Genomic DNA, 18,218 nt, shown 5'->3' with positions numbered 1-18,218 from the left:
GGCATGGCCGGTTACGCCGACGATCTTTCCCTCGCCCACCTTCTCGCCGACACCGCCGATTCGATCTCGATGGGCCGGTTCCGGGCGCTCGACCTGCGGGTCGAGAGCAAACCCGACCTGACCCCGGTCTCCGACGCCGACACGGCCGTCGAGCAGGCGATCCGGTCGACGCTGGCCCGGGCCCGCCCGCGTGACGGGGTGCTCGGCGAGGAGTTCGGCGCGACCCGCGCGGCCGCCGGCCCGGGCACCCGGCGCTGGGTGATCGACCCGATCGACGGCACCAAGAACTTCGTGCGCGGCGTCCCGATCTGGGGCACGCTGATCGCCCTGCTCGAGGGCGACACCCCGGTCGCCGGCCTGGTCAGCGCGCCCGCCTTGGGCCGCCGGTGGTGGGCCGCGCGCGGCCACGGGGCGTACGCGGGGAAGCATCAGCACGCGGCGACACGGATCCAGGTGTCCGGTGTCGGCCGGCTCGCGGACGCCAGTGTCTGCTACGCCAGTCTCGAGGGCTGGCAGCAGGTCGGCCGCCTGCAGCAGATCGTGGATCTGAGCCTGGCCGGGTGGCGGAGCCGGGCGTACGGGGATTTCTACGGCTACATGCTGCTGGCCGAGGGTGCGCTGGACACGATGGTGGAGCCGGAGTTGTCGCTGTGGGACATGGCGGCGCTGATCCCGATCGTGCAGGAGGCCGGCGGCACCATCACCGACCTGACCGGGCGCCCGCCGGCCGACAAGTCGTCGGTGATCGCCACGAACGGGCTGCTGCACGAGACAGTACTGACGGCCCTGAGCCGGTAAACGGACAAAAGCCCCAGAAGTCATAGCGCTGCGTAATCGGACAAACACCCCGCGACAACCGTGTCCCCCGAAGCGCTGATGCCGGGCCGAGGCTGGTCTATCGTGCGTCACGTGGTGTCCTCGGGCTGGTGCTTCCTCGCCGCCATGATTCTGGCGTACGGGGTGGCGAACCTTCTGCAGTCGGCGGCGGCGGCTCGCACGACGGTGCACCACACCTTCGACCCGAGTCTGCTCGTGCGGCTGGCCGGCCAGCGGACCTACCTGTTGGGCCTGGGCTGCCAGGTGCTCGGCTTCGTGCTCGCCTTCCTCGCCCGTGAAGAGTTGCCCCTGTTCCTGGTGCAGGCCAGCGTGGCCGCCGGGCTGGGCGTGACCGCGGTGCTGGGCGTGCTGCTGCTCAAATGGTCGCTGCCCGCGGCCGAGATCGTGCTGCTGGCCCTGCTCATGGTGGGCATCGCCGCGTTGGTCAAATCGGCCCAGCCGGCCGTCGCGCGCCCACTGGGGGCGGCCGCGATCGCCGGCCTGACCCTGGCCCTGCTGCTCATCGGCGGTCTGGGCGTTTTCGCCGTACGACTGCAGGGCGCACTGGGTTCGGTGGTGCTCGGCTCGCTGGCCGGAGTGGGGTTCTCCGCGGCCGCGATCGCCGCCCGTCCGCTGGCCAACGAGCACTCGGCGGCCGGCTTCTTCGCCAACCCCCTGCTCTACCTGCTGATCGTGCATTCGCTGGTGGGCCAGTTGCTGCTGGGGCTGGCGATGCAGCGCGGTTCGACGACGGCCGCGGTGGCGGCGATGGACGCGGCGGGCGCGGTTCCGGCTGCGATCGTCGGCCTGCTGTTGCTCGGCGACCGGATCGAGCCGGGCAAGGAGTGGCTGGCCGGGGTGGGCTTCGTGGTCACGCTGGCGTCGGTGATCGCGCTGACCCGGTACGCCGAGCCGCAGCACCACCAGGCCCCGGCCACACCCCCGTCCGCCCGCCGCCCCGAGCCGGCCCCGCTCCGCACGGCCCCCACGAGCCACTGAGCCCCGCCACCCGAAGGCCGCCCCGGCGGGAAGACGCTCCGACGCTGGAAGTGCGCCTCGCCTGAAGAAGACGCCCGCCGCGAATGGGAACGCCAACGTTCCTGGGATACCCGGCATTTCCCGGGACCGCGGGGGCATGAGTCATCCGCCGCCGGGTATCTGCTGACCATGACCCCCGGGATGGTATGTCCCGTTTGGTTCCGTACGGCTCTCGACGGAAGGCGGTCCCGGTTCCCCCGAGTGCGTGGGAAATGCGAAAAGGGGGCGCGTTATGCACAATGGAGCGATCATGGCGAGCGAGCTGCGGCACCGGGTCGATCGCGGGTCGGATTATCCCCTGGTCCATCTGACCGGGGTGCTGAACTCCGACGCCGCTGAGGCCCTCCGTGCGGCCCTGCTGGACGTGCTGGCCGAGCAGCCCGAGGCGCTGCTGGTCGACACGGGCGAACTGACCCTGCCCGCGCCCGCCACGCTGGCCGTGCTGCGCCGGCTGCGTGACGAGACCGCCGACTGGCCCGGCGCCCACCTCGCGCTGTGCGACGCCCGCGGCGGTGCGGCCTGGCCCGGTCTCGGCTGGCCGATCTGGCCGAGCGCCGCCGACGCGATCGCCGAGCTCGGCCGGCCCGACCCCAGCCACCGCTTCGGCCTCGAGCTGGAGCCCGCGCTGGGCGCCGCCCGCCGGGCCCGTGAGCTGATCACCGAGGCCTGCGCGCGGTGGGACCGGCCCGAACTGGCCGGCCCGGCCTGCATCGTGGTCACCGAGCTCGTCAACAACGTCGTCGTGCACGCCCGGACGCCCATGGTCGTGCTCGTCGCGGCGCACGGCGACGGGCTCAGCGTGGCCGTGCGCGACCAGTCGGACCACGTGCCCACGTTCTCGGGCAGCCCGGTGCCGCCCACGGCGTACGGGGGCCGGGGAATGCTTTTGATCGACTCGGTGGCCTCCCGCTGGGGCAGCCTGCGCCTGGACGACGGCAAGGTGGTGTGGGCGCTGCTGGCGCGGGCGGACGGGGACGAAAACGACGCCCCGGCGGCAAGCATGCAAGCCCCGGCGCGCGGGTAGATTGCCGTCATGCGAGACAACGACTATCCCACCGAGGTGTCCGACCCGGAGGCCTCCGGCCTGCCCGACACCGCGGATGACGATTCGACCGCGTACGACGAGGTGGAGACCGGGCGGTGGGCCGACGGGCCCGACCCCGCGGCGCTCGCCGGTGTCGGGCCGGGCGGCTCGAACCGTTTCGGCGACACCGCGGAGGAGCAGCGTGAGGGCGAGTCCCTCGACCGCCGGCTGCGTCAGGAGGAGCCCGACTTCGGCGCGGAGGATCAGCTGCCGCCGAGCCGTGACCCCAACGACGAGACCGTCGACAGCTCCGAGCAGCGCAACTTCGACGCCGACGTGTGGGGCGCGAGCCCGACCTCCGACCCCGACTCGCAGGTGTCGCTCTACGACGACGGTCAGCTCGACGACGACAGCCCGCAGCCGGTGGGTCGCCTGGTAGCGCCCGACGAGGGCTACGGCTTCGACGACGAGGCCGACAGCGTGGCCTACGACGCGGGCGCGTCCGGCGGTGGTGCGAGCGCCGAGGAGCTCGCCATGCACGAGACGAACGCCCCGCGCTACGAGTGAGTCAGTCGAGCCCCTGCTCGGATTCGGCCCGTCGATGTCGAGGGCGTCGGAAATGACGAGGCGCCGCCGAAGTTGTTTTCGTCGTCCTCGACATCGACCTCATGGGGCCGGATCCTCGTCGAGCGGAGCGAGACCATTCTGCAGCGCATATCTGGTCAGTTCCACGCGGTTGTGCAGCTGGAGCTTGCCGAGCGTGTTCTGAACGTGGTTCTGCACCGTGCGATGGCTCAGCACGAGCCGTTCGGCGATCTGCTTGTACGACAGGCCCTTCGCCACCAGCCGCAGCACCTCGGTCTCGCGCTCGGTGAGCTTCGGCGCCGCCTCGTCGGCCCCGGCCGGCTCGGTGACGGCAAGCCGCCGGAACTCCCCCAGCACCAGCCCGGCCAGCCCCGGGGTGAAGACGGTGTCACCGGCGGCCGTGCGGCTCACCGCGTCGAGAAAATCCGCCTGGGCGGCCGACTTGAGCAGGTAGCCCGTCGCGCCGGCCTTCATGGCGTCCAGCACGTCCTGCTGCTCGCCGCTGGCCGAGAGCATCAGGATCCGTACGCCGGGAATCTCGCTCTGCAAACCGTTGATCACCTCGACGCCCGACACGTCGGGGAGCTGCAGGTCGAGGACGACGACGTCGGGCCGGGCCGCGGCCGCGATGCGCACGGCCTGCCGGCCCTCGCCGCTGGTCGCCACCACGTCGTAGCCCGCCGCGGTCAGGTCACGGCTGACGCCGTCACGCCACATCGGGTGGTCGTCGACCACCATCACCCGGATCGCTGCGGTCATGTCCGTCACGATATCGGCCCGCGCGGCACGGTCATCTCGACCTCCGTCCCCTGACCGGGCGCGGAGACGATCTGCACCCGGCCGCCCAGGTCACCGATGCGCCCGCGGATCGACTGGGCGACGCCGAGCCGGCCCTGCGCCTCGGCCTGGGCCAGCCGGTCGGGCTCGATGCCGCAGCCGTCGTCGCGCACGGTCACGACCACCTCGTCCGGGTCGTCCTCGACGAACAGGTAGACCTTCGTGCCGGGGTCGCAGTGCCGGGCCACGTTGTCGAGGGCGGCGGCCACCGCGGCCCGCAGCTCGCGGGCGGCGTGCGCGGGCAGGGGAACGGCGCCGGCCGGGCCCGAGACGGTGACGTCAGCGGTGGCGTACGGATGCAGCAGGGCCATCAGGTCGAGCTCGTCGGCCACCGGGTCGACCGCGGCCTGCCGCCCGCCGACCAGGGTGCGCAGCGCGGCCTCCTGCTCGCCGGCCAGCCGGGCCAGCTCGCCGGCCTCCCCGTCGAGCCCGGCGCCCCGCCGTTTGACCAGCGCCAGCACCTGCAGCACGGAGTCGTGGATGTCGCGGGCCAGCCGTTCCCGTTCGCGGGTGGCCGCCTCCAGCTCGACAGCCCGCTCCAACCGCTCCTGGGCCACCTCGGCGATGCGGACGAGATAACCGACGGCGATGGCGGCCAGCAGCATCAGGACCGAGCCGGTGAGCGCGGACTGGTCGTAGTGGGCGCGGACGAGCAGGTCGGTGGCGCCCATGGCGAGCGCGGCCGCGATGCCACCCCGGCGGCCGAACCGCACCGCGCAGCACAGGACGGGCGCGACGTGCCAGGCCACCGCTAGCGTGGGCCGGCCCGTCTCGAGCGAGTGCCGGCCCACGACCTCGATGCTCGAGGTGAGCGCGGCCATCACGACGAGCATGTCGGCGATCAGCAGCGGGGCGCGGCGACGGGCCGGGTCGGCGTACGCGTACGTGGTGAAGACCGTCCAGGCCGCCATCGCCACCAGCACAGGCCAGGCCAGCATCGGCCGCTTGTAGTCGCTGATGTTGCCGATGACCAGGATCGTCGCGTACGTCAGGGCAGCGATGCGATAGACCGCGATCGCCCGCCACAGCGGCGCCTCGAGCCCGCTGTTCCGCGCGTCCGGCATGCGCCGACGATCCCACATGAGATGCGCCACCCGTAGCCCGCCCTGCGCGAAGATCAGGCGTGGCCTACGGTCGAAGGCATCACCACTGAGATTTTGCTCTCCGAGACCTTCGACCGCGACGCCATCACGACGTTGCGGCACTCCGTCGCGACTTGTGCCGGGTCGGCCGGCCTGCGCGGTGACCGTCTCGACGATTTCGTGGTGGCGGTCAACGAGTTGCTGACCAACGCGGTGCGGCACGGTGGCGGCGCCGGGCGTGTCGTCATGTGGTCGTCCGGCGGCGAGGTGGTCTGCGAGGTGAGCGACTCCGGGGGCGGGTTGTCGGCACTGCGGCCCGAGCCCGCGGTGCGCCCGGCGGCCGATCAGCCCGGCGGGTGGGGGCTGTGGCTGGCCGAGGAGCTGACCGACACGTTCCGCCTTACGACCGGGGCCGAAGGCACCACCGTACGGGTCTCCAGCCGACTTCCTTAAGCGAGTCTTAAGAACGTCGCGCTGATCTTGCGAGAAGCTCTCACTTTTATGAGGGTGTGCCTGCTGTTACGTACAGGGGGCAACGGTGAGCAAGGCTGGATGGCTGATCAGACCACGTGCTGCACTCGCCCTGGTGGTCGCCGGGGCCGGGCTGGCGGCGGCCGTGTTCTTCACAGGTCAGGGCGGCGTGGCCGTCGCGGCCGAGCACCGTCCGGTCTTCGACGACTCGTTCGACGGGCGGCGCGGCGAACCCCTCGACCCGGCCCGGTGGCTGCTCGACGGCGATGAGCGCCACGGCCGGCTGGACGGCGACGGCAACCTCGTCGTGGACCGGCTGATCAGCACGCGCCAGGCGTTCGCGGAGCCGTACGGGCATGCGGAGGCGCGGATCAAGGTGCGGCGCTCGGCGGGGCCGTGGCGCGCGTTCGGAGCCGTCGACAAGTTCGGCCGGGTGCTGCGGGGCGACGTCGAGGTGCTCGACAAGAACGCGGACCCGGTGTCGGGCCGCCGGTTCCACACGTACGCGATCGACTGGTCGCCGGAGGCCGTGATCTGGTCGGTCGACGGCAAGCCGAGCCTGAAGCTCACGCCGGAGGAGCCGCTGCCGATCGCGCTGGTGCTCAACCTGGCCACCGACGGCCGCCGGCCGGGGCGCATGGAGGTCGACTTCGTCAAGGTGACCGCGGGCTCGAAGCCGATGCCGGCACCCACCGCCCCGTCGGCCACCCCGACCTCGGCCACCCCGACTTCCGCGGCGCCGCCGCCGGCCAAGCCCACGACACCCCCGCCGGCCAAGCCCACGACGCCCCCGCCGGCGAAGCCCGCCGCGTGGAAGGCGTTCACCGACTACCAGGCCGGTGACCGGGTGACGTTCGAGGGCGCGACCTACGAGGTCAAGGAGGCGCACACCGCGCTGCCCGGGTGGGAGCCGTCCGCGCTGCCCAATCTCTTCAAGAAGGTGTAAGAAAAGGCGTTATCCGGGGTTCCGGAACCAGTCTCCCTTGACCGTAGGTCGTCATCTTTAAAGACTGTTTCCGATACGCACCTCTTCCCCCGGAGGCATCCCCCATGCGTAAAGCCAGAGTGCTTCTCGCCGCGGCAGTGATCGCGACAACCCTCACCGGCGGCCTGTTCGCCGCCGGTCGCAACGACACCGCCGAAGCCGCGGTCGGAGCCGTCACCTGGTCCGACGAGTTCAACGGCGCCGCCGGCTCGATCGACTCCAGCAAGTGGAAGTTCGACATCGGCGGCAGCGGCTGGGGCAACAACGAGCAGCAGTACTACACCAACTCGACGAGCAACGTCCGGGTCAACGGCGCGGGCCAGCTCGAGATCACCGCCCGCCGCGAGAACCCGGCGAACTACCAGTGCCACTACGGCACCTGCCAGTACACGTCGGGCCGCATCCTGACCGCGGACAAGTTCGCCCAGACGTACGGCAAGTTCGAGGCCCGCATCAAGATCCCGAAGGGTCAGGGCATCTGGCCGGCGTTCTGGATGCTGGGCGGCAACAACTGGCCCACCACCGGCGAGATCGACATCATGGAGAACGTCGGCAAGGAGCCCAACACCCTGTACGGCACGGTGCACGGCCCCGGCTACTCCGGCGGCGCCAGCATCGGCGGCAACCGGGTGAACGGCGCGCCGCTCGGCAACGACTTCCACAACTACGCCGTGGAGTGGTCGCCCAACCTGATCCGCTGGTTCCTCGACGGCTCCGAGTACTTCCGGGTCACCCCGGCCAACCTGCCCGGCCAGTGGGTCTTCGACCACAACTTCTTCATGATCCTGAACGTGGCGGTCGGCGGTTACTGGCCCGGCTACCCGGACGGCAGCACGCAGTTCCCGCAGACCATGCTGGTCGACTGGGTGCGGGTCAACGCCTGGAACAACGACGGCGGCGGCACCACCCCGCCCCCGTCGACCGGCGGCACGATGCTCAAGAGCACCTTCAGCGGCCGCTGCATCGACATCCCGAACGCCAACGCGACCGACGGCGTGCGGCTCCAGACGTGGGACTGCAACAACAGCGGCGCCCAGAAGTGGACCTTCAACTCCGACGGCACGCTGACCGCACTGGGCAAGTGCTTCGACCCGGCCGGGGGCGCGCTCACCAACGGCACGCCGATCCAGCTGGTCACCTGCAACGGCAACCCGGTGCAGCGCTGGACCCTGTCGGGCGCCGGTGACCTGGTGAACCTCTCGGCCAACCGGTGCGTCGACATCAAGGACTGGAACGCCAACAACGGCGCTCAGCTCCAGCTGTGGGACTGCGGCGGCACGACCAACCAGAAGTGGACCAAGGCGTAGACGTCAGCCCGCCAGACGGTAGGCGTCTCCGTAGACCTTCCAGTTGAGCGGCGTGGTCAGGTCGAGATTGCTCCGGCGGAGAAACATCCGCTGGGCGGTCTCGACCCGGCTCACGTCGGAATGAGCTTCCTCCGTACGCATCTCCGCCACCCGGGCGTTGAGGAACGCGTTCAGATAGGCCAGCTCGTCACCGCCCTGGGCCGGCGTCTTGGCCGTCCGCAGGGCCGCGGCCCGGATGGCCCGCATGCCCGACACCCCGTGCATCACGGCCGCGTCGAAATACGCGAACTGGCCGAGCGCGCGCAGCCCGTCGGACCGGGCGAACCGCAGGGCCGGGTTGAAGTAATACGTGTCCCGCGCGTTCTCCTGCACCCGCTGCATCACCGGGTCGGCCGCGGCGGCGCGCCAGGCGGCCGGGAAGCCCGGATCGAGGCCCGCGTGCGAATCGGAGCCGTTGACCGCCCGCAGCGCGGGCAGGTACCGGGCCAGGGCGTTGCCGGGCTTGCGGCGGGTGTACTCGGTGACGACGGCCAGCAGGTCGGACGTGCCCGACGTGAAACCGACGATCCCGGCCGTGTAGCCGCGGCCGTCCCCGATGTCCTCGATGTAGGCGAACTGCCGCCGCCAGCTCAGCGTCGAGTTCTCCGCGCTGGAGATGAGCTGCAGCGCCCGCTCCTTCTTGCGGCCGTCCTCCAGCCCCGACACGAGCGAGCCGGTCGCGGGGGCCGTGGCGGGCAGCACCTTGGCCGCGGGCCCGTACGCCCGCACGTCGGCCAAGGCGTAGCCACCGCTGCTGCGGCCGCGCTGGGTGGCCAGCACCCGCAGGTAACGCCCGGTGCCCTCGAGCCGCTTGAGGTCGTCGGCGCCGCCGTTGCCCGCGCGCGTCGTGTACAGGTCGGTCCAGTTCGAGCCGTCGGCCGAGGCCTGCACCCGATACGTCTTGGCGAAGGTGGACGCCCAGCTTAGCCGGACCCGCTCGATCCGCTGCACCGAGCCCAGGTCGATGCGGACCCACTGGGTGCCCGGCCCGGCCACGCTGACCCAGCGGGTGACCGTGCTGGCGTCGTTGGCCCGGGCGGCGACCTCACTGCCGGTGTTGGACGACGCGATCGCCGGGCGGCCCCGCGAGATCACCACGTTGTCGTCGGCCCCGGCGGCCACCGAGATGGCCAGCGGGACGCACAGGGTCGCCGAGACCCCGGCGCCCAGCGCGGCCGACCGGACGTGGTGCGCGCGGATCCGCATCCTTCAACGCTAGGTCGCGGCCGCCCATGATCACCGGAGTTCGGGAAAACCCCTACTTCCGCGGGGAGCCGTCGTCGCGTCGCCGGCGGTTGCGGCCCACCATGACGATCACGAGGATGATTGCCGCCACCACGAACAAGCAGCACAGGGCGCCGAAGATGCCGAAGAACCCGAAACCGCCGCGCCGCCGGGAGCGCGCCGCCTCGACCGCGATGTCGGTCACACCGGTGCTCGCGGCCCAGGCGTGCACGGGCACGACCAGGGCCAGCGTCGCCCCGAGGACGGCGGCGGACAGGCGCGACCAGAACTTCACCACTGCAGACATGTGACCCATCTTGACCGATCCTCGCAACGACATCTCCCCGGACTACCCCCGTATCGGGCAGGGTATGAGCAGCGAAGTGAGATGAAAGGGGGCCGGATGGACGCCGAACTGGCGGAACTGGCGACGGCACACGGGGTGGCCACCTGGTACGAGGACTGGCACCGCGAGCGCAAGGACGTCGCCGACGAGTCGGTGGTGGGGGTCCTGGGCCTGCTGGGCGTCGACGCGACCAGCCCCTCGGCGATACGTGAGGAGCTTTCCGCCGTACGGGAAAGGGAAGCTCTCGGTCTGATGCCGGGCACAGTGGTCGTGCGTGAGGGCGCCTCGCGGGATCTGCCCGGGCCGGCCACGATCACGCTGGAGGACGGGGCCACCCGCGAGGTCCGCGACATCCCGGCCGATCTGCCGCTGGGCTGGCACCGGCTGCACGTCGGCGAGCAGGACGTGACGCTCGTCGTGGTGCCGGCCGAGCTGCCCGAGCCGCCGCAGACGTGGGGCTGGATGCTGCAGCTGTACGCGCTGCACTCGGAGCGCTCGTGGGGCATCGGTGACCTGGGTGACCTGCGCGAGTTCCTGACCGTCTCCGGCCACCCCGGTCTGGTGCTGCTCAACCCGCTGCACGCGATCACCCCGACGCTGCCCGTGGCGACCTCGCCGTACTCGCCGTCCAGCCGTCGCTTCGCCAACCCGCTCTACCTGCGGATCGCCGACACCGACGAGTACCGCCGGGCCGATCCCGACGTGCGCGCCGCGATCGACCGGCTCAAGCCCGCGCCGACCGCCGACGGTCTGATCGACTACAGCGCCGTCTGGCAGGCCAAACGGGCCGCGCTGGACCTGCTGTGGCCGATGGCGGGCGAGGTCGACCTGGAGTCCGATCCCGGCCTGACCGACTTCGCGCGATTCTGCGCGCTGGCCGAGCGGCACGGGCCGAACTGGACGGAGTGGCCGGAGGAGCTGCGCCGGCCCGACTCCCCCGCCGTACGGGAGTTCCACAGCGACCGGATCGCCTACCATGCCTGGCTCCAGCGGCTGCTCGGCGCCCAGTTGGAGGCGGCCAACGACGCCGCCCGGGCGGGTGGGATGCCGGTGGGCGTGGTGCACGACCTGGCCGTGGGCATCGACCCCAACGGCGCCGACGGCTGGCTGCTGCAGGACGTGCTGGCCGCGGGCGTGCACACGGGCGCCCCGCCGGACGCGTTCAACCAGCTCGGCCAGGACTGGGGACTCGCCGCCTGGCGGCCCGACCAGCTGATCGCGACCGGATACGCGGCGTACCGGGACATGCTGCGGCGCATCTTCCAGCACGCGGGCGGCCTGCGCGTCGACCATGTGGCCGGGCTGTGGCGCCTGTGGTGGGTGCCGCCGGGCATGGGCCCCGCCGAGGGCACCTACGTGCACTACGACCCGGAGGCGATGCTCGGCATCCTGGCCCTGGAGGCCTCGCGTGCCGGTGCGGTGGTGATCGGTGAGGACCTCGGCACGGTGCAGCCCGCGGTGACCGAGACGCTGGAGCGGATGAACATGCTCGGCTCGGCCGTCCTCTACTTCACCCGCGAATGGACCGAGGAGGACCAGCCGTTCGTGCCGGCCGAGGAGTACAAGCGCAACGCGCTGGCCTCGGTGTCGACCCACGACCTGCCGACCGCGGCCGGGTTCCTCACCGGCGAGCAGGTGCGGGTGCGGGCCGAGCTGGGCCAGCTGGCCGGGCCGGTCGAGGAGGAGCGGCGCAACGCCCGGCGTGACCGTGACGCCCTGGTCGCCGTGCTCGAGGGCGACGGCTTGATCGCCCCGGGCGCCTCGGACGACGAGATCATCGTGGCCATGCACGAGTTCCTGGCCCGCACGCCGTGCCGATTCGTCACCGCTTCGCTGTACGACGTGCTGGGTGAGCTCGCGCAGCCCAACCTGCCAGGCACTATGAACGAATACCCGAACTGGCGGATGCCGTTGGCCGCCAGTCTCGAGCAGATAGCCGAGGACCCGCGCGTGCGCACGGTCGCCGCGATCCTCGCCGAGCGAAAGGCACCGAAGTGAGCTTCCTGGACAAGGCCAAGGACTTCCTGGAGAAGCACGACGACAAGGTCGACCAGGCCCTGGAGAAGGTCGGTGACGAGGTCGACAAGCGCACCGGCCACAAGCACAGCGCGCACATCGACCGGGCCGTCGACGAGGCGCAGAAGCGCACCGGCCAGGGCGACACCCGCCCCTGACCGAGCTAGATGGCGAGCGGCGGGGGCGGCGGGTCGTCGTCCACCGCGAACAGCATCGGGTGCGGCGGCATGTAGGTGTCCCGCTGCCGGCACAGCAGCGGCGGAAGCAGCGACGAGCGGTGCTCGGGGTGCTCCGTGCAGTGCCGGGTGGCCCGGTTGATCGCGTCCGAGTGGTGCCGGCCCCCGCCGTACTCGCCGCAGTTGGCGCAGTCCCAGCGCCAGAACGCCGGGCCCTCCTCGGACAGGTGCCGCCGGATCTTCAGCGGCGGGCCCGCCTCGACCTGCGCCGCCGCGATGATCGCGGGCATGTCCCCGGCCGGCGGGGGTGTCGGCTGGCGTCGCTGCTGCTCGCCGATGATCTGCGCCAAGACATTGCTCGTGGACACGGCTGTACCTCCTCTGTCGCGCAGCCCAAGTCTTGAGTATCTTTTCGGCCGGATGAGTCGTTTTCCCCCAAATAGCCCCGATAGGGCGTTCCGGGGGCCGTGGATACTTGCTGCGTGGCGCTGCGCAAGAGGTCGGAACGGCTGGTCGAGACGGTCGCGTCGGGGGTCGCCGAACTGCTGCCCGATCCCGACCGCGACACCGCATACACCCTGCTGCTCGACGGCGCCCCGCAGTCGCACGTCGACCTGGCCGATCCCCAGCATCTGCAATTCGAGTACGTACGCCGGATGGCCGCCGCCATCGACCTGCTGGCCCCGCCCGGGCAGCCGTTGCGGGCGCTGCACCTGGGCGGTGGCGGCCTGACGATCCCGCGCTACATCGCGACCACCCGCCCCGGCTCGGCCCAGCGCGTGGTCGAGATCGACGGCCCGCTGGTCGAGTTCGTGCGCAAGGCCCTGCCGCTGCCGGCCAAGGCGAACATCCGCGTACGGGTGGGGGACGCGCGCGCCGCCCTCGAAGGCATGCGCGACAGCGGATACGACTTGATCGTGCTCGACGTCTTCGCCGGCGCCCGCACCCCGGCCCACCTGACTTCGGTCGAGTTCGCCCGCGAGGTGGCCCGGGTGCTCGATCCGGCCGGTCACCTGATCGCCAACGTCACCGACGGGCCCCCGCTGCGCTACGCCAAGGCACAGGTGGCCACGATCCGCGCCGCGCTGCCCGAGGCGTGCCTCGTGGCCGACGCGTCGGTGCTGCGCGGCCGCCGCTACGGCAACCTCGTCGTGATCGCTGGGCGCACCCCGCCGCCGGTGGCCGGGCTCGCCCGCCGGGCCGCCGGGGACTGGTTCCCCGGGCGCCTCGAGACCGACCTCGACCGCTTCGCCGGCGGAACGAAACCCGTCACTGACAGTGTTGCCGTGGCGTCACCTTCTCCGCCGACCGGCCTCTTCGGTAACCGTCAGTAACATCCTGTCGGCCGAATGTGCAAGTATTTTCGGCCTGTCGTGTTGTCGTCAGGAAATCCGGTGTGATTCGCGGCTGCCGACTTGTTTGAGCGAGGTCACAAGGTTGTAATCGGTAACGGTCGCGTTATCGGGGCGCGGCGACAGTGGGGGGAACACGTATGCCCGAGCACTACGCTGCGCTGCGCGACACGATCTCGGCCGACTCCGAGCGCATCCTGTGGAGCGGCCACACCGCCGTGGCGGAATACGCGTTCGACGAGCCCGCCTCGCTCCCCCGGTGGACCCTGCCCGAGGAGACCGAGGTCGTCGTGACCGACCAGCGTGTCCTCTACCGTGGCCCCGGCGCCGCCGACACCGGCGAGCTGCGCTGGCCCTGGCCGCAGCACCTGCGCGTGCAGCCCGGCAGCCGCGACACGGGCCGGCAGGCCACCGTGACGCAGATCCAGCTCGTCTGCGCGGGCCCCGGCGGCAGCTTCCCCGCGCTGGTCTTCGCGGGTGGCGAGCTGACCACGGTGGGTGACGCCGACCGTCTCGCCAACACGCTGCGGCAGGCCATCGCCCGTTACCGCGTGGAGCACGCGACCGACCTGGGCATCGCCCCGCCGCAGCTGCGCATGCTGAGCCGCCTCGTGATCGGCCCTGAGTTCACCAACTTCCCGGGAGGCGAGGGCCAGACGGTGTCGCTGATCGGCGCGGTGTCGGTCGACACGAGCAAGCCCGTCTCGAGCACGCCCGTCTCCGCCGCGCCCACATCGGCCGCGCCCGCCTCACCCGCGCCTTCCTACGATGCGCGGCCCGGCTACGCCACGGTGGCTCACCCGTCGTCCGAGATCCCGGCGGTCGACCGCTCGTACGACCTGCGACCGCCCGTCATCGTGCCGGCGCCCTCCGACATCAGGCCCGCGCTCGACGACCTCCGCCCGGCCGAGACCGCCCGGCCGCCGATCGACGTCCGCCCCGAGGTGCCGCCGCGCCGGGCCTGGTCGGCGCGGCCGGCTGACGACGCCACCCTCACCGGGCAGCCCGACCTCGACACCCGCGCCGCCGACCTCGCCGCCCGGGTGGCCAACCTGGTCGCCGGGGGCGCGAACGGCGCGAGCCCGATGGTCGAGTTCGAGAACCAGACCAACCTTTCCGCCTATCTCGACGTCCCCTCCACCACGGCTCCGCGGCCCCGCGCCGCGACCGAGCAGTGGGCGGGGCAGAGCGAGCCCGGCGACCGGGCCGAGTCGGTCCGGCGCACGGCCGCCCGTTTCGCCGGCAACGCGGCTCGCGTGCGCGGCGGCGGCACCGGCAGCGGCGCTCGCCAGGACGACGAGGTGGGCAGCAGCGGACGGGGCAGCCACCGCCAGGGCTGATGAAGACCGGGCCGTCTCGGGGCGGCCCGGTCTTCCCGCGCGCCAGTTCCCTACTGCCCGGCGCTCTCCAGCCGCGACTTGTCACTGCTCAGCGTTTTCAGCGGCGACCTGTCACTGCTCGGCCCCTCAGCGGCGACCTGTCACTGCTCGGCGCTTTTCAGCGGCGACTTGTCGGTGAGGGGCGCGCCCGCCGGCACGAAGCAGGTGCCGTTCGCGACCCGCTCGTCGTGCATCCGGTGCGCCTTCTGCAGCAGCCCCATCAGCTCGTCCTCGGCGCGGATCCGGGCCCGGTACTTCTCCGGCAGGCTCTTGAGGTGCGCCTCCTCCACCAGCAGACGGTGGAAGATCTCGTCGCAGTACGCCGGGTCCTTCTCGATGTCGAGGAACTCGTTGGCGTGCCGGCGCGCCGCGGCCACGTACGTCTGGGCCCGGCCCTTGGGGCTGAGCAGCGACGCCACCACCGTGACGAACAGGATGCCGATGATCAGTGAGAGCGAGAGCGCCGTGGAGATCTCGACGACGTCGATGTGCTCGCCGCCGTTGATGAACGGCACGTTGTTCTCGTGCATGGCGTGCAGGATGAGCTTGACGCCGATCAGGGCAAGGATGGCGGCCAGCCCGTACGAGAGGTAGACCAGCCGGTCGAGCAGCCCGTCGATCAGGAAGTAGAGCTGGCGCAGCCCGAGCAGCGAGAACGCGGTCGCCGTGAAGACCAGGTAGACGTTCTGGGTGAGGCCGAAGATGGCCGGGATCGAGTCGAGCGCGAACAGGATGTCGGTGCCGCCGATCGCCACCATCACCAGCAGCATCGGGGTGAGCACGCGCTTGCCGTCCTGCACGGTGAAGAGCTTGTCGCCGTCGTACTCGTCCGAGGTCCGCAACAGGCGCCGGGCGATCTTGATGACGAAGTTGTCCGGCGCCTCGTCGTCGTTGCGCTGCTCGCGCAGCAGATTGCCCGCGGTGATCAGCAGGATCAGCCCGAACAGGTAGAACACCCAGGCGAACGAGTTGATCAGGGCCGAGCCCAGGAAGATGAACCCGGTGCGGGCCAGCAGCGACACCACGATGCCGACGAGCAGCACCTTCTGCTGGTCGGCGCGGGGCACCTTGAAGCTCGAGAACAGCAGCAGGAAGACGAAGAGGTTGTCGACCGACAGCGCCTTCTCGGTGACGTAACCCGCGAAGTACTCGGCGCCCATGTCACTGCCACCGAAGATCCACACCCCGACGCCGAAGAGCACGGCGATCGAGACGTAGACGATCGTCCAGCGGGTCGCCTCACCCAGTGACGGGATGTGCGCCTTGCGCACGTGGAAGAAGAAGTCATACAGCAGCAGACCGACGATGCCGAGAACAGTCAGCAGCCAAACCACACCCGACACATCCTGCATCAGGTCATCCTAGGGCTCACAGGTTTCTATCCGCTTCAGGAGATCGCTGCTCGGCGCTGCGAGTCGGTGAGGAAGAGCACTCCGGTGAGGTCGGCGCCCCGCAGATCGGCCCCACGCAGGTCGGCTCCGGTGAAGTCGGCCCGGCGCAGATCCGCTTCACGCAGATCGGCTCCGATCAGCAGCGCGCCCCGGAAGCTGGCCCCGCGCAGGTCGGCGCCGCGCATCCGGCGGCCGATCAGGTCGGCCCCGCGATGGTCTTTCCGTCCCTTGATGCCGGCTCGCGCCAGCTCGCTGGCCCGTTGCAGCAGCGGGTTGACCCGGTGCCGGTGCGCGTCGAGGTCGAGGGCGCGCAGGTCCGCCGGCGAGCCGGCGGCGAGGTGGTCGGTCCGGGCGAGAGCGTCCCGCAGTTTTCCCCGTACGGGTTGAGCCTCGTCCAGCGTGAGAGCCTCGGTCAGATACCACATCAGCTCGTGCAGCTGCCGCATGATCGGCAGGGCGGCGAACATGTCGGGCCGCTCGCGCCAGTCGGCCCCGCCGAACGTCTCCTGGGTCAGGCGCTGGCCGGCCCCGAAGCAGTCGAAGACGACGCACCCGTGGAACCCGCTGGCGTCGAGCCGCTCGTGAATCGTGCAGCGGAAGTCGTCGCCCAGGTTGCGACACGGCGTGCCGGCCGGTTTGTTGATCGCGAAATCGGACGACTTGGCGAAGGCGGGCGCCACGCAACACAATCCGGAGCACCGCGCGCAGTCGGCGCGAAGATCTCGCTCGGCCATTTCTCCCACTTGTTTCGACTGATCCAAACCGAGGACGCCTCTTTCCGCCGTCCGAAATATCACCGTATCCGACGGGCCCTCCGACGGATTCTCCTCCCGTTCTCGATGTCGCGACCAAATCGTTATATCGCGAGGTTGTGGCCAAGATCGTAGCCACCTGCAACCGGCCGGGCACACTGCGCCGACATCCGGGCCGATCCAGCGGAATGACCGGCGCATAAAGCACCCGCTACGCGCCGGAACCCACCGGCTAAAGGCCTCCTCGCCGGGGACCTGACAGTTGTCCGTAATTGTCCGTCCGGGCCATCCATGAGTCTGCAGACATCACTACACTGCTGCGAATGATCTCCAGGCTCGTGACCAAGGCCGTCGTGATCGGGGTCGCGGCGACGTTCGCCATTGCCGCTCCCGCCTCGGCCGCCGCTACCCCCACCCTCTCCGGCCCCGAAGAAGTCGTCGGCTACCGCGAGTTCCAGATGACGGGCACCGCCGACCCGGGCACCACCGTCGAGCTGTGGGAAACCTCCATCGGCTGGAACACCTGGGAGCGCGCCCGCGACTGGGCGACCGCCGACGGTTTCGTGACCGCCACCGCCGACGCCAACGGCCGCTTCACGATCGACCGCTACCTCGACTCGGGCTTCTACTTCCGGGTGCAGCAGGGCAGCGTCCAGTCGGCGCCGATCACGGTCTACAGCCGGATCAGCCCGACCTTCTGGGTCAACCGGAGCACCGCCACCGGCCAGGCCATCGCCGGCATCAGCGTGCTGCCCAACCAGCCCGGCCTGGGCGTGCAGGTGCAGCGCAAGTCGGGCAGCAGCTGGGTCAACGTGAAGTCCTTCGACACCGACCCCGACGCGGCCGGCAACACGACCAGCACGCTCACCGGCCAGCCCGGCGGTGACCAGACCTTCCGCGCGGTGGTCAGCGGCGACGCCTCGAACGGTGTCCGCGGCGCCACGTCGGCCGAGGCCTCGCAGTGGATCGTCGGCACCAGCGGCCCGACCACCCCGCCGCCGAGCCCGGCCGTCGGCACGGTCAAGTTCACCGGGATTCAGTACGACTCCCCCGGCACCGACACCGGCAGCAACGGCAGCCTCAACACCGAGTGGGCCAAGCTGACCAACACGACGAAGTCCGCCATCAACCTCAAGGGGTGGACCGTCCGCGACCAGGCGAAGATCATCTACACGTTCCCCAGCTACAGCCTGGCTGCCGGCGCGTCGGTCTTCATCCGGAGCGGCAAGGGCACCAACGCGGGCAACCAGCGCTACTGGGGCCGTGCGGGCAAGGTCGGCTACGTCTGGAACAACGACGGTGAGCAGGCCACCCTGCGCAACGCGGCGGGCGCCAACATCGACGCCTGCGTGTGGAAGACCGTCTCCCCGGGCTACACCGCCTGCTGATTTCTCCAAC

General features: G+C 70.9%; 18 protein-coding genes and 1 pseudogene. 12 read left to right on the top strand and 7 right to left on the bottom strand.

The genetic code is table 11. From position 1 onward, the window contains the following. The first annotated feature begins 3 nt into the window (after window positions 1-3). From hisN to BKA14_RS35520, 4 genes are all read left to right on the top strand, one after another. Complete coding sequence (hisN, locus tag BKA14_RS35535) at window positions 4-798, top strand: histidinol-phosphatase (protein WP_184955131.1); 795 nt, start codon at window positions 4-6, stop codon at window positions 796-798. A gap of 111 nt (window positions 799-909) precedes the next feature. Continuing rightward, window positions 910-1,815 (top strand): hypothetical protein, encoded by a 906-nt coding sequence (locus tag BKA14_RS35530; RefSeq protein WP_184957152.1) that lies wholly within the window; start codon window positions 910-912, stop codon window positions 1,813-1,815. Window positions 1,816-2,104: 289 nt separating this feature from the next. Then, window positions 2,105-2,878: an ATP-binding protein gene (locus BKA14_RS35525; protein WP_239092564.1), complete on the top strand. Its 774-nt coding sequence runs from the start codon at window positions 2,105-2,107 to the stop codon at window positions 2,876-2,878. Between the two features lie 9 nt (window positions 2,879-2,887). Then, window positions 2,888-3,445: a DUF5709 domain-containing protein gene (locus BKA14_RS35520; protein ID WP_184955129.1), complete on the top strand. Its 558-nt coding sequence runs from the start codon at window positions 2,888-2,890 to the stop codon at window positions 3,443-3,445. Between the two features lie 99 nt (window positions 3,446-3,544). Here the strand turns inward: BKA14_RS35520 and BKA14_RS35515 are convergent, their stop codons facing one another. Both BKA14_RS35515 and macS read right to left on the bottom strand, forming a co-directional pair. After that, window positions 3,545-4,222, bottom strand: a complete 678-nt coding sequence (locus BKA14_RS35515; RefSeq protein ID WP_184955128.1) for a response regulator — start codon at window positions 4,220-4,222, stop codon at window positions 3,545-3,547. A 5-nt stretch (window positions 4,223-4,227) separates the two neighbouring features. After that, the gene (macS, locus tag BKA14_RS35510) at window positions 4,228-5,364 is read right to left on the bottom strand and encodes a MacS family sensor histidine kinase (RefSeq protein ID WP_184955127.1); all 1,137 of its coding nucleotides are present in this window, start codon (window positions 5,362-5,364) and stop codon (window positions 4,228-4,230) included. 90 nt (window positions 5,365-5,454) lie between these two features. On the opposite strand from macS, the gene BKA14_RS35505 reads away from it, so the two are divergent. From BKA14_RS35505 to BKA14_RS35495, 3 genes are all read left to right on the top strand, one after another. Further along, the gene (locus BKA14_RS35505) at window positions 5,455-5,835 is read left to right on the top strand and encodes an ATP-binding protein (RefSeq protein ID WP_275412376.1); all 381 of its coding nucleotides are present in this window, start codon (window positions 5,455-5,457) and stop codon (window positions 5,833-5,835) included. Window positions 5,836-5,920: 85 nt separating this feature from the next. Further along, window positions 5,921-6,799, top strand: coding sequence for a carbohydrate-binding protein (locus BKA14_RS45345; protein WP_184955125.1), 879 nt, complete (start codon window positions 5,921-5,923; stop codon window positions 6,797-6,799). 104 nt (window positions 6,800-6,903) lie between these two features. Next, window positions 6,904-8,145, top strand: coding sequence for a glycoside hydrolase family 16 protein (locus BKA14_RS35495; RefSeq protein ID WP_184955124.1), 1,242 nt, complete (start codon window positions 6,904-6,906; stop codon window positions 8,143-8,145). Window positions 8,146-8,148: 3 nt separating this feature from the next. Here BKA14_RS35495 and BKA14_RS45340 read toward each other — a convergent pair whose 3' ends face one another. Both BKA14_RS45340 and BKA14_RS35485 read right to left on the bottom strand, forming a co-directional pair. Then, a complete protein-coding gene (locus tag BKA14_RS45340) occupies window positions 8,149-9,390 on the bottom strand; it encodes a chitosanase (RefSeq protein WP_184955123.1) in 1,242 nt (413 codons plus the stop codon). A 52-nt stretch (window positions 9,391-9,442) separates the two neighbouring features. Continuing rightward, entirely contained in the window at window positions 9,443-9,715 is a 273-nt protein-coding gene (locus BKA14_RS35485; protein WP_184955122.1) for a hypothetical protein, read from the bottom strand. A gap of 96 nt (window positions 9,716-9,811) precedes the next feature. On the opposite strand from BKA14_RS35485, the gene malQ reads away from it, so the two are divergent. Further along, window positions 9,812-11,752: a 4-alpha-glucanotransferase gene (malQ, locus tag BKA14_RS35480; RefSeq protein ID WP_184955121.1), complete on the top strand. Its 1,941-nt coding sequence runs from the start codon at window positions 9,812-9,814 to the stop codon at window positions 11,750-11,752. Next, the gene (locus BKA14_RS44555; RefSeq protein ID WP_184955120.1) at window positions 11,749-11,928 is read left to right on the top strand and encodes an antitoxin; all 180 of its coding nucleotides are present in this window, start codon (window positions 11,749-11,751) and stop codon (window positions 11,926-11,928) included. Before malQ ends, BKA14_RS44555 begins: the two co-directional genes overlap by 4 nt. A 5-nt stretch (window positions 11,929-11,933) precedes the next feature. Here BKA14_RS44555 and BKA14_RS35470 read toward each other — a convergent pair whose 3' ends face one another. Next, window positions 11,934-12,314 carry a hypothetical protein gene (locus BKA14_RS35470; RefSeq protein WP_184955119.1) on the bottom strand — a complete coding sequence of 127 codons (381 nt, stop codon included), beginning with the start codon at window positions 12,312-12,314 and terminating at the stop codon, window positions 11,934-11,936. A gap of 114 nt (window positions 12,315-12,428) precedes the next feature. On the opposite strand from BKA14_RS35470, the gene BKA14_RS35465 reads away from it, so the two are divergent. Then, window positions 12,429-13,280 carry a spermidine synthase gene (locus tag BKA14_RS35465; protein WP_184955118.1) on the top strand — a complete coding sequence of 284 codons (852 nt, stop codon included), beginning with the start codon at window positions 12,429-12,431 and terminating at the stop codon, window positions 13,278-13,280. 158 nt (window positions 13,281-13,438) lie between these two features. Next, entirely contained in the window at window positions 13,439-14,638 is a 1,200-nt protein-coding gene (locus BKA14_RS35460; protein ID WP_184955117.1) for a translation initiation factor 2, read from the top strand. Window positions 14,639-15,045: 407 nt separating this feature from the next. Here BKA14_RS35460 and BKA14_RS35455 read toward each other — a convergent pair. Both BKA14_RS35455 and BKA14_RS35450 read right to left on the bottom strand, forming a co-directional pair. Next, window positions 15,046-16,029 (bottom strand): annotated as a pseudogene (locus BKA14_RS35455) (TerC family protein); the annotation flags it as partial. Window positions 16,030-16,064: 35 nt separating this feature from the next. Further along, on the bottom strand, window positions 16,065-16,802 hold the full coding sequence (locus BKA14_RS35450; protein WP_184955115.1) for a pentapeptide repeat-containing protein: 738 nt from the start codon (window positions 16,800-16,802) through the stop codon (window positions 16,065-16,067). A 341-nt stretch (window positions 16,803-17,143) separates the two neighbouring features. Here BKA14_RS35450 and BKA14_RS35445 point away from each other — a divergent pair, with 341 nt between their 5' ends. Further along, window positions 17,144-18,208, top strand: a complete 1,065-nt coding sequence (locus BKA14_RS35445) for a lamin tail domain-containing protein (RefSeq protein WP_239092565.1) — start codon at window positions 17,144-17,146, stop codon at window positions 18,206-18,208. Window positions 18,209-18,218: the final 10 nt, after the last annotated feature.

Source organism: Paractinoplanes abujensis, from assembly GCF_014204895.1.
GTDB classification, from domain to species: Bacteria; Actinomycetota; Actinomycetes; order Mycobacteriales; family Micromonosporaceae; genus Actinoplanes; species Actinoplanes abujensis.
The sequence above is the reverse complement of the archived record's forward strand: the minus strand, read 5'-3'. Positions and strand labels throughout refer to the sequence as shown.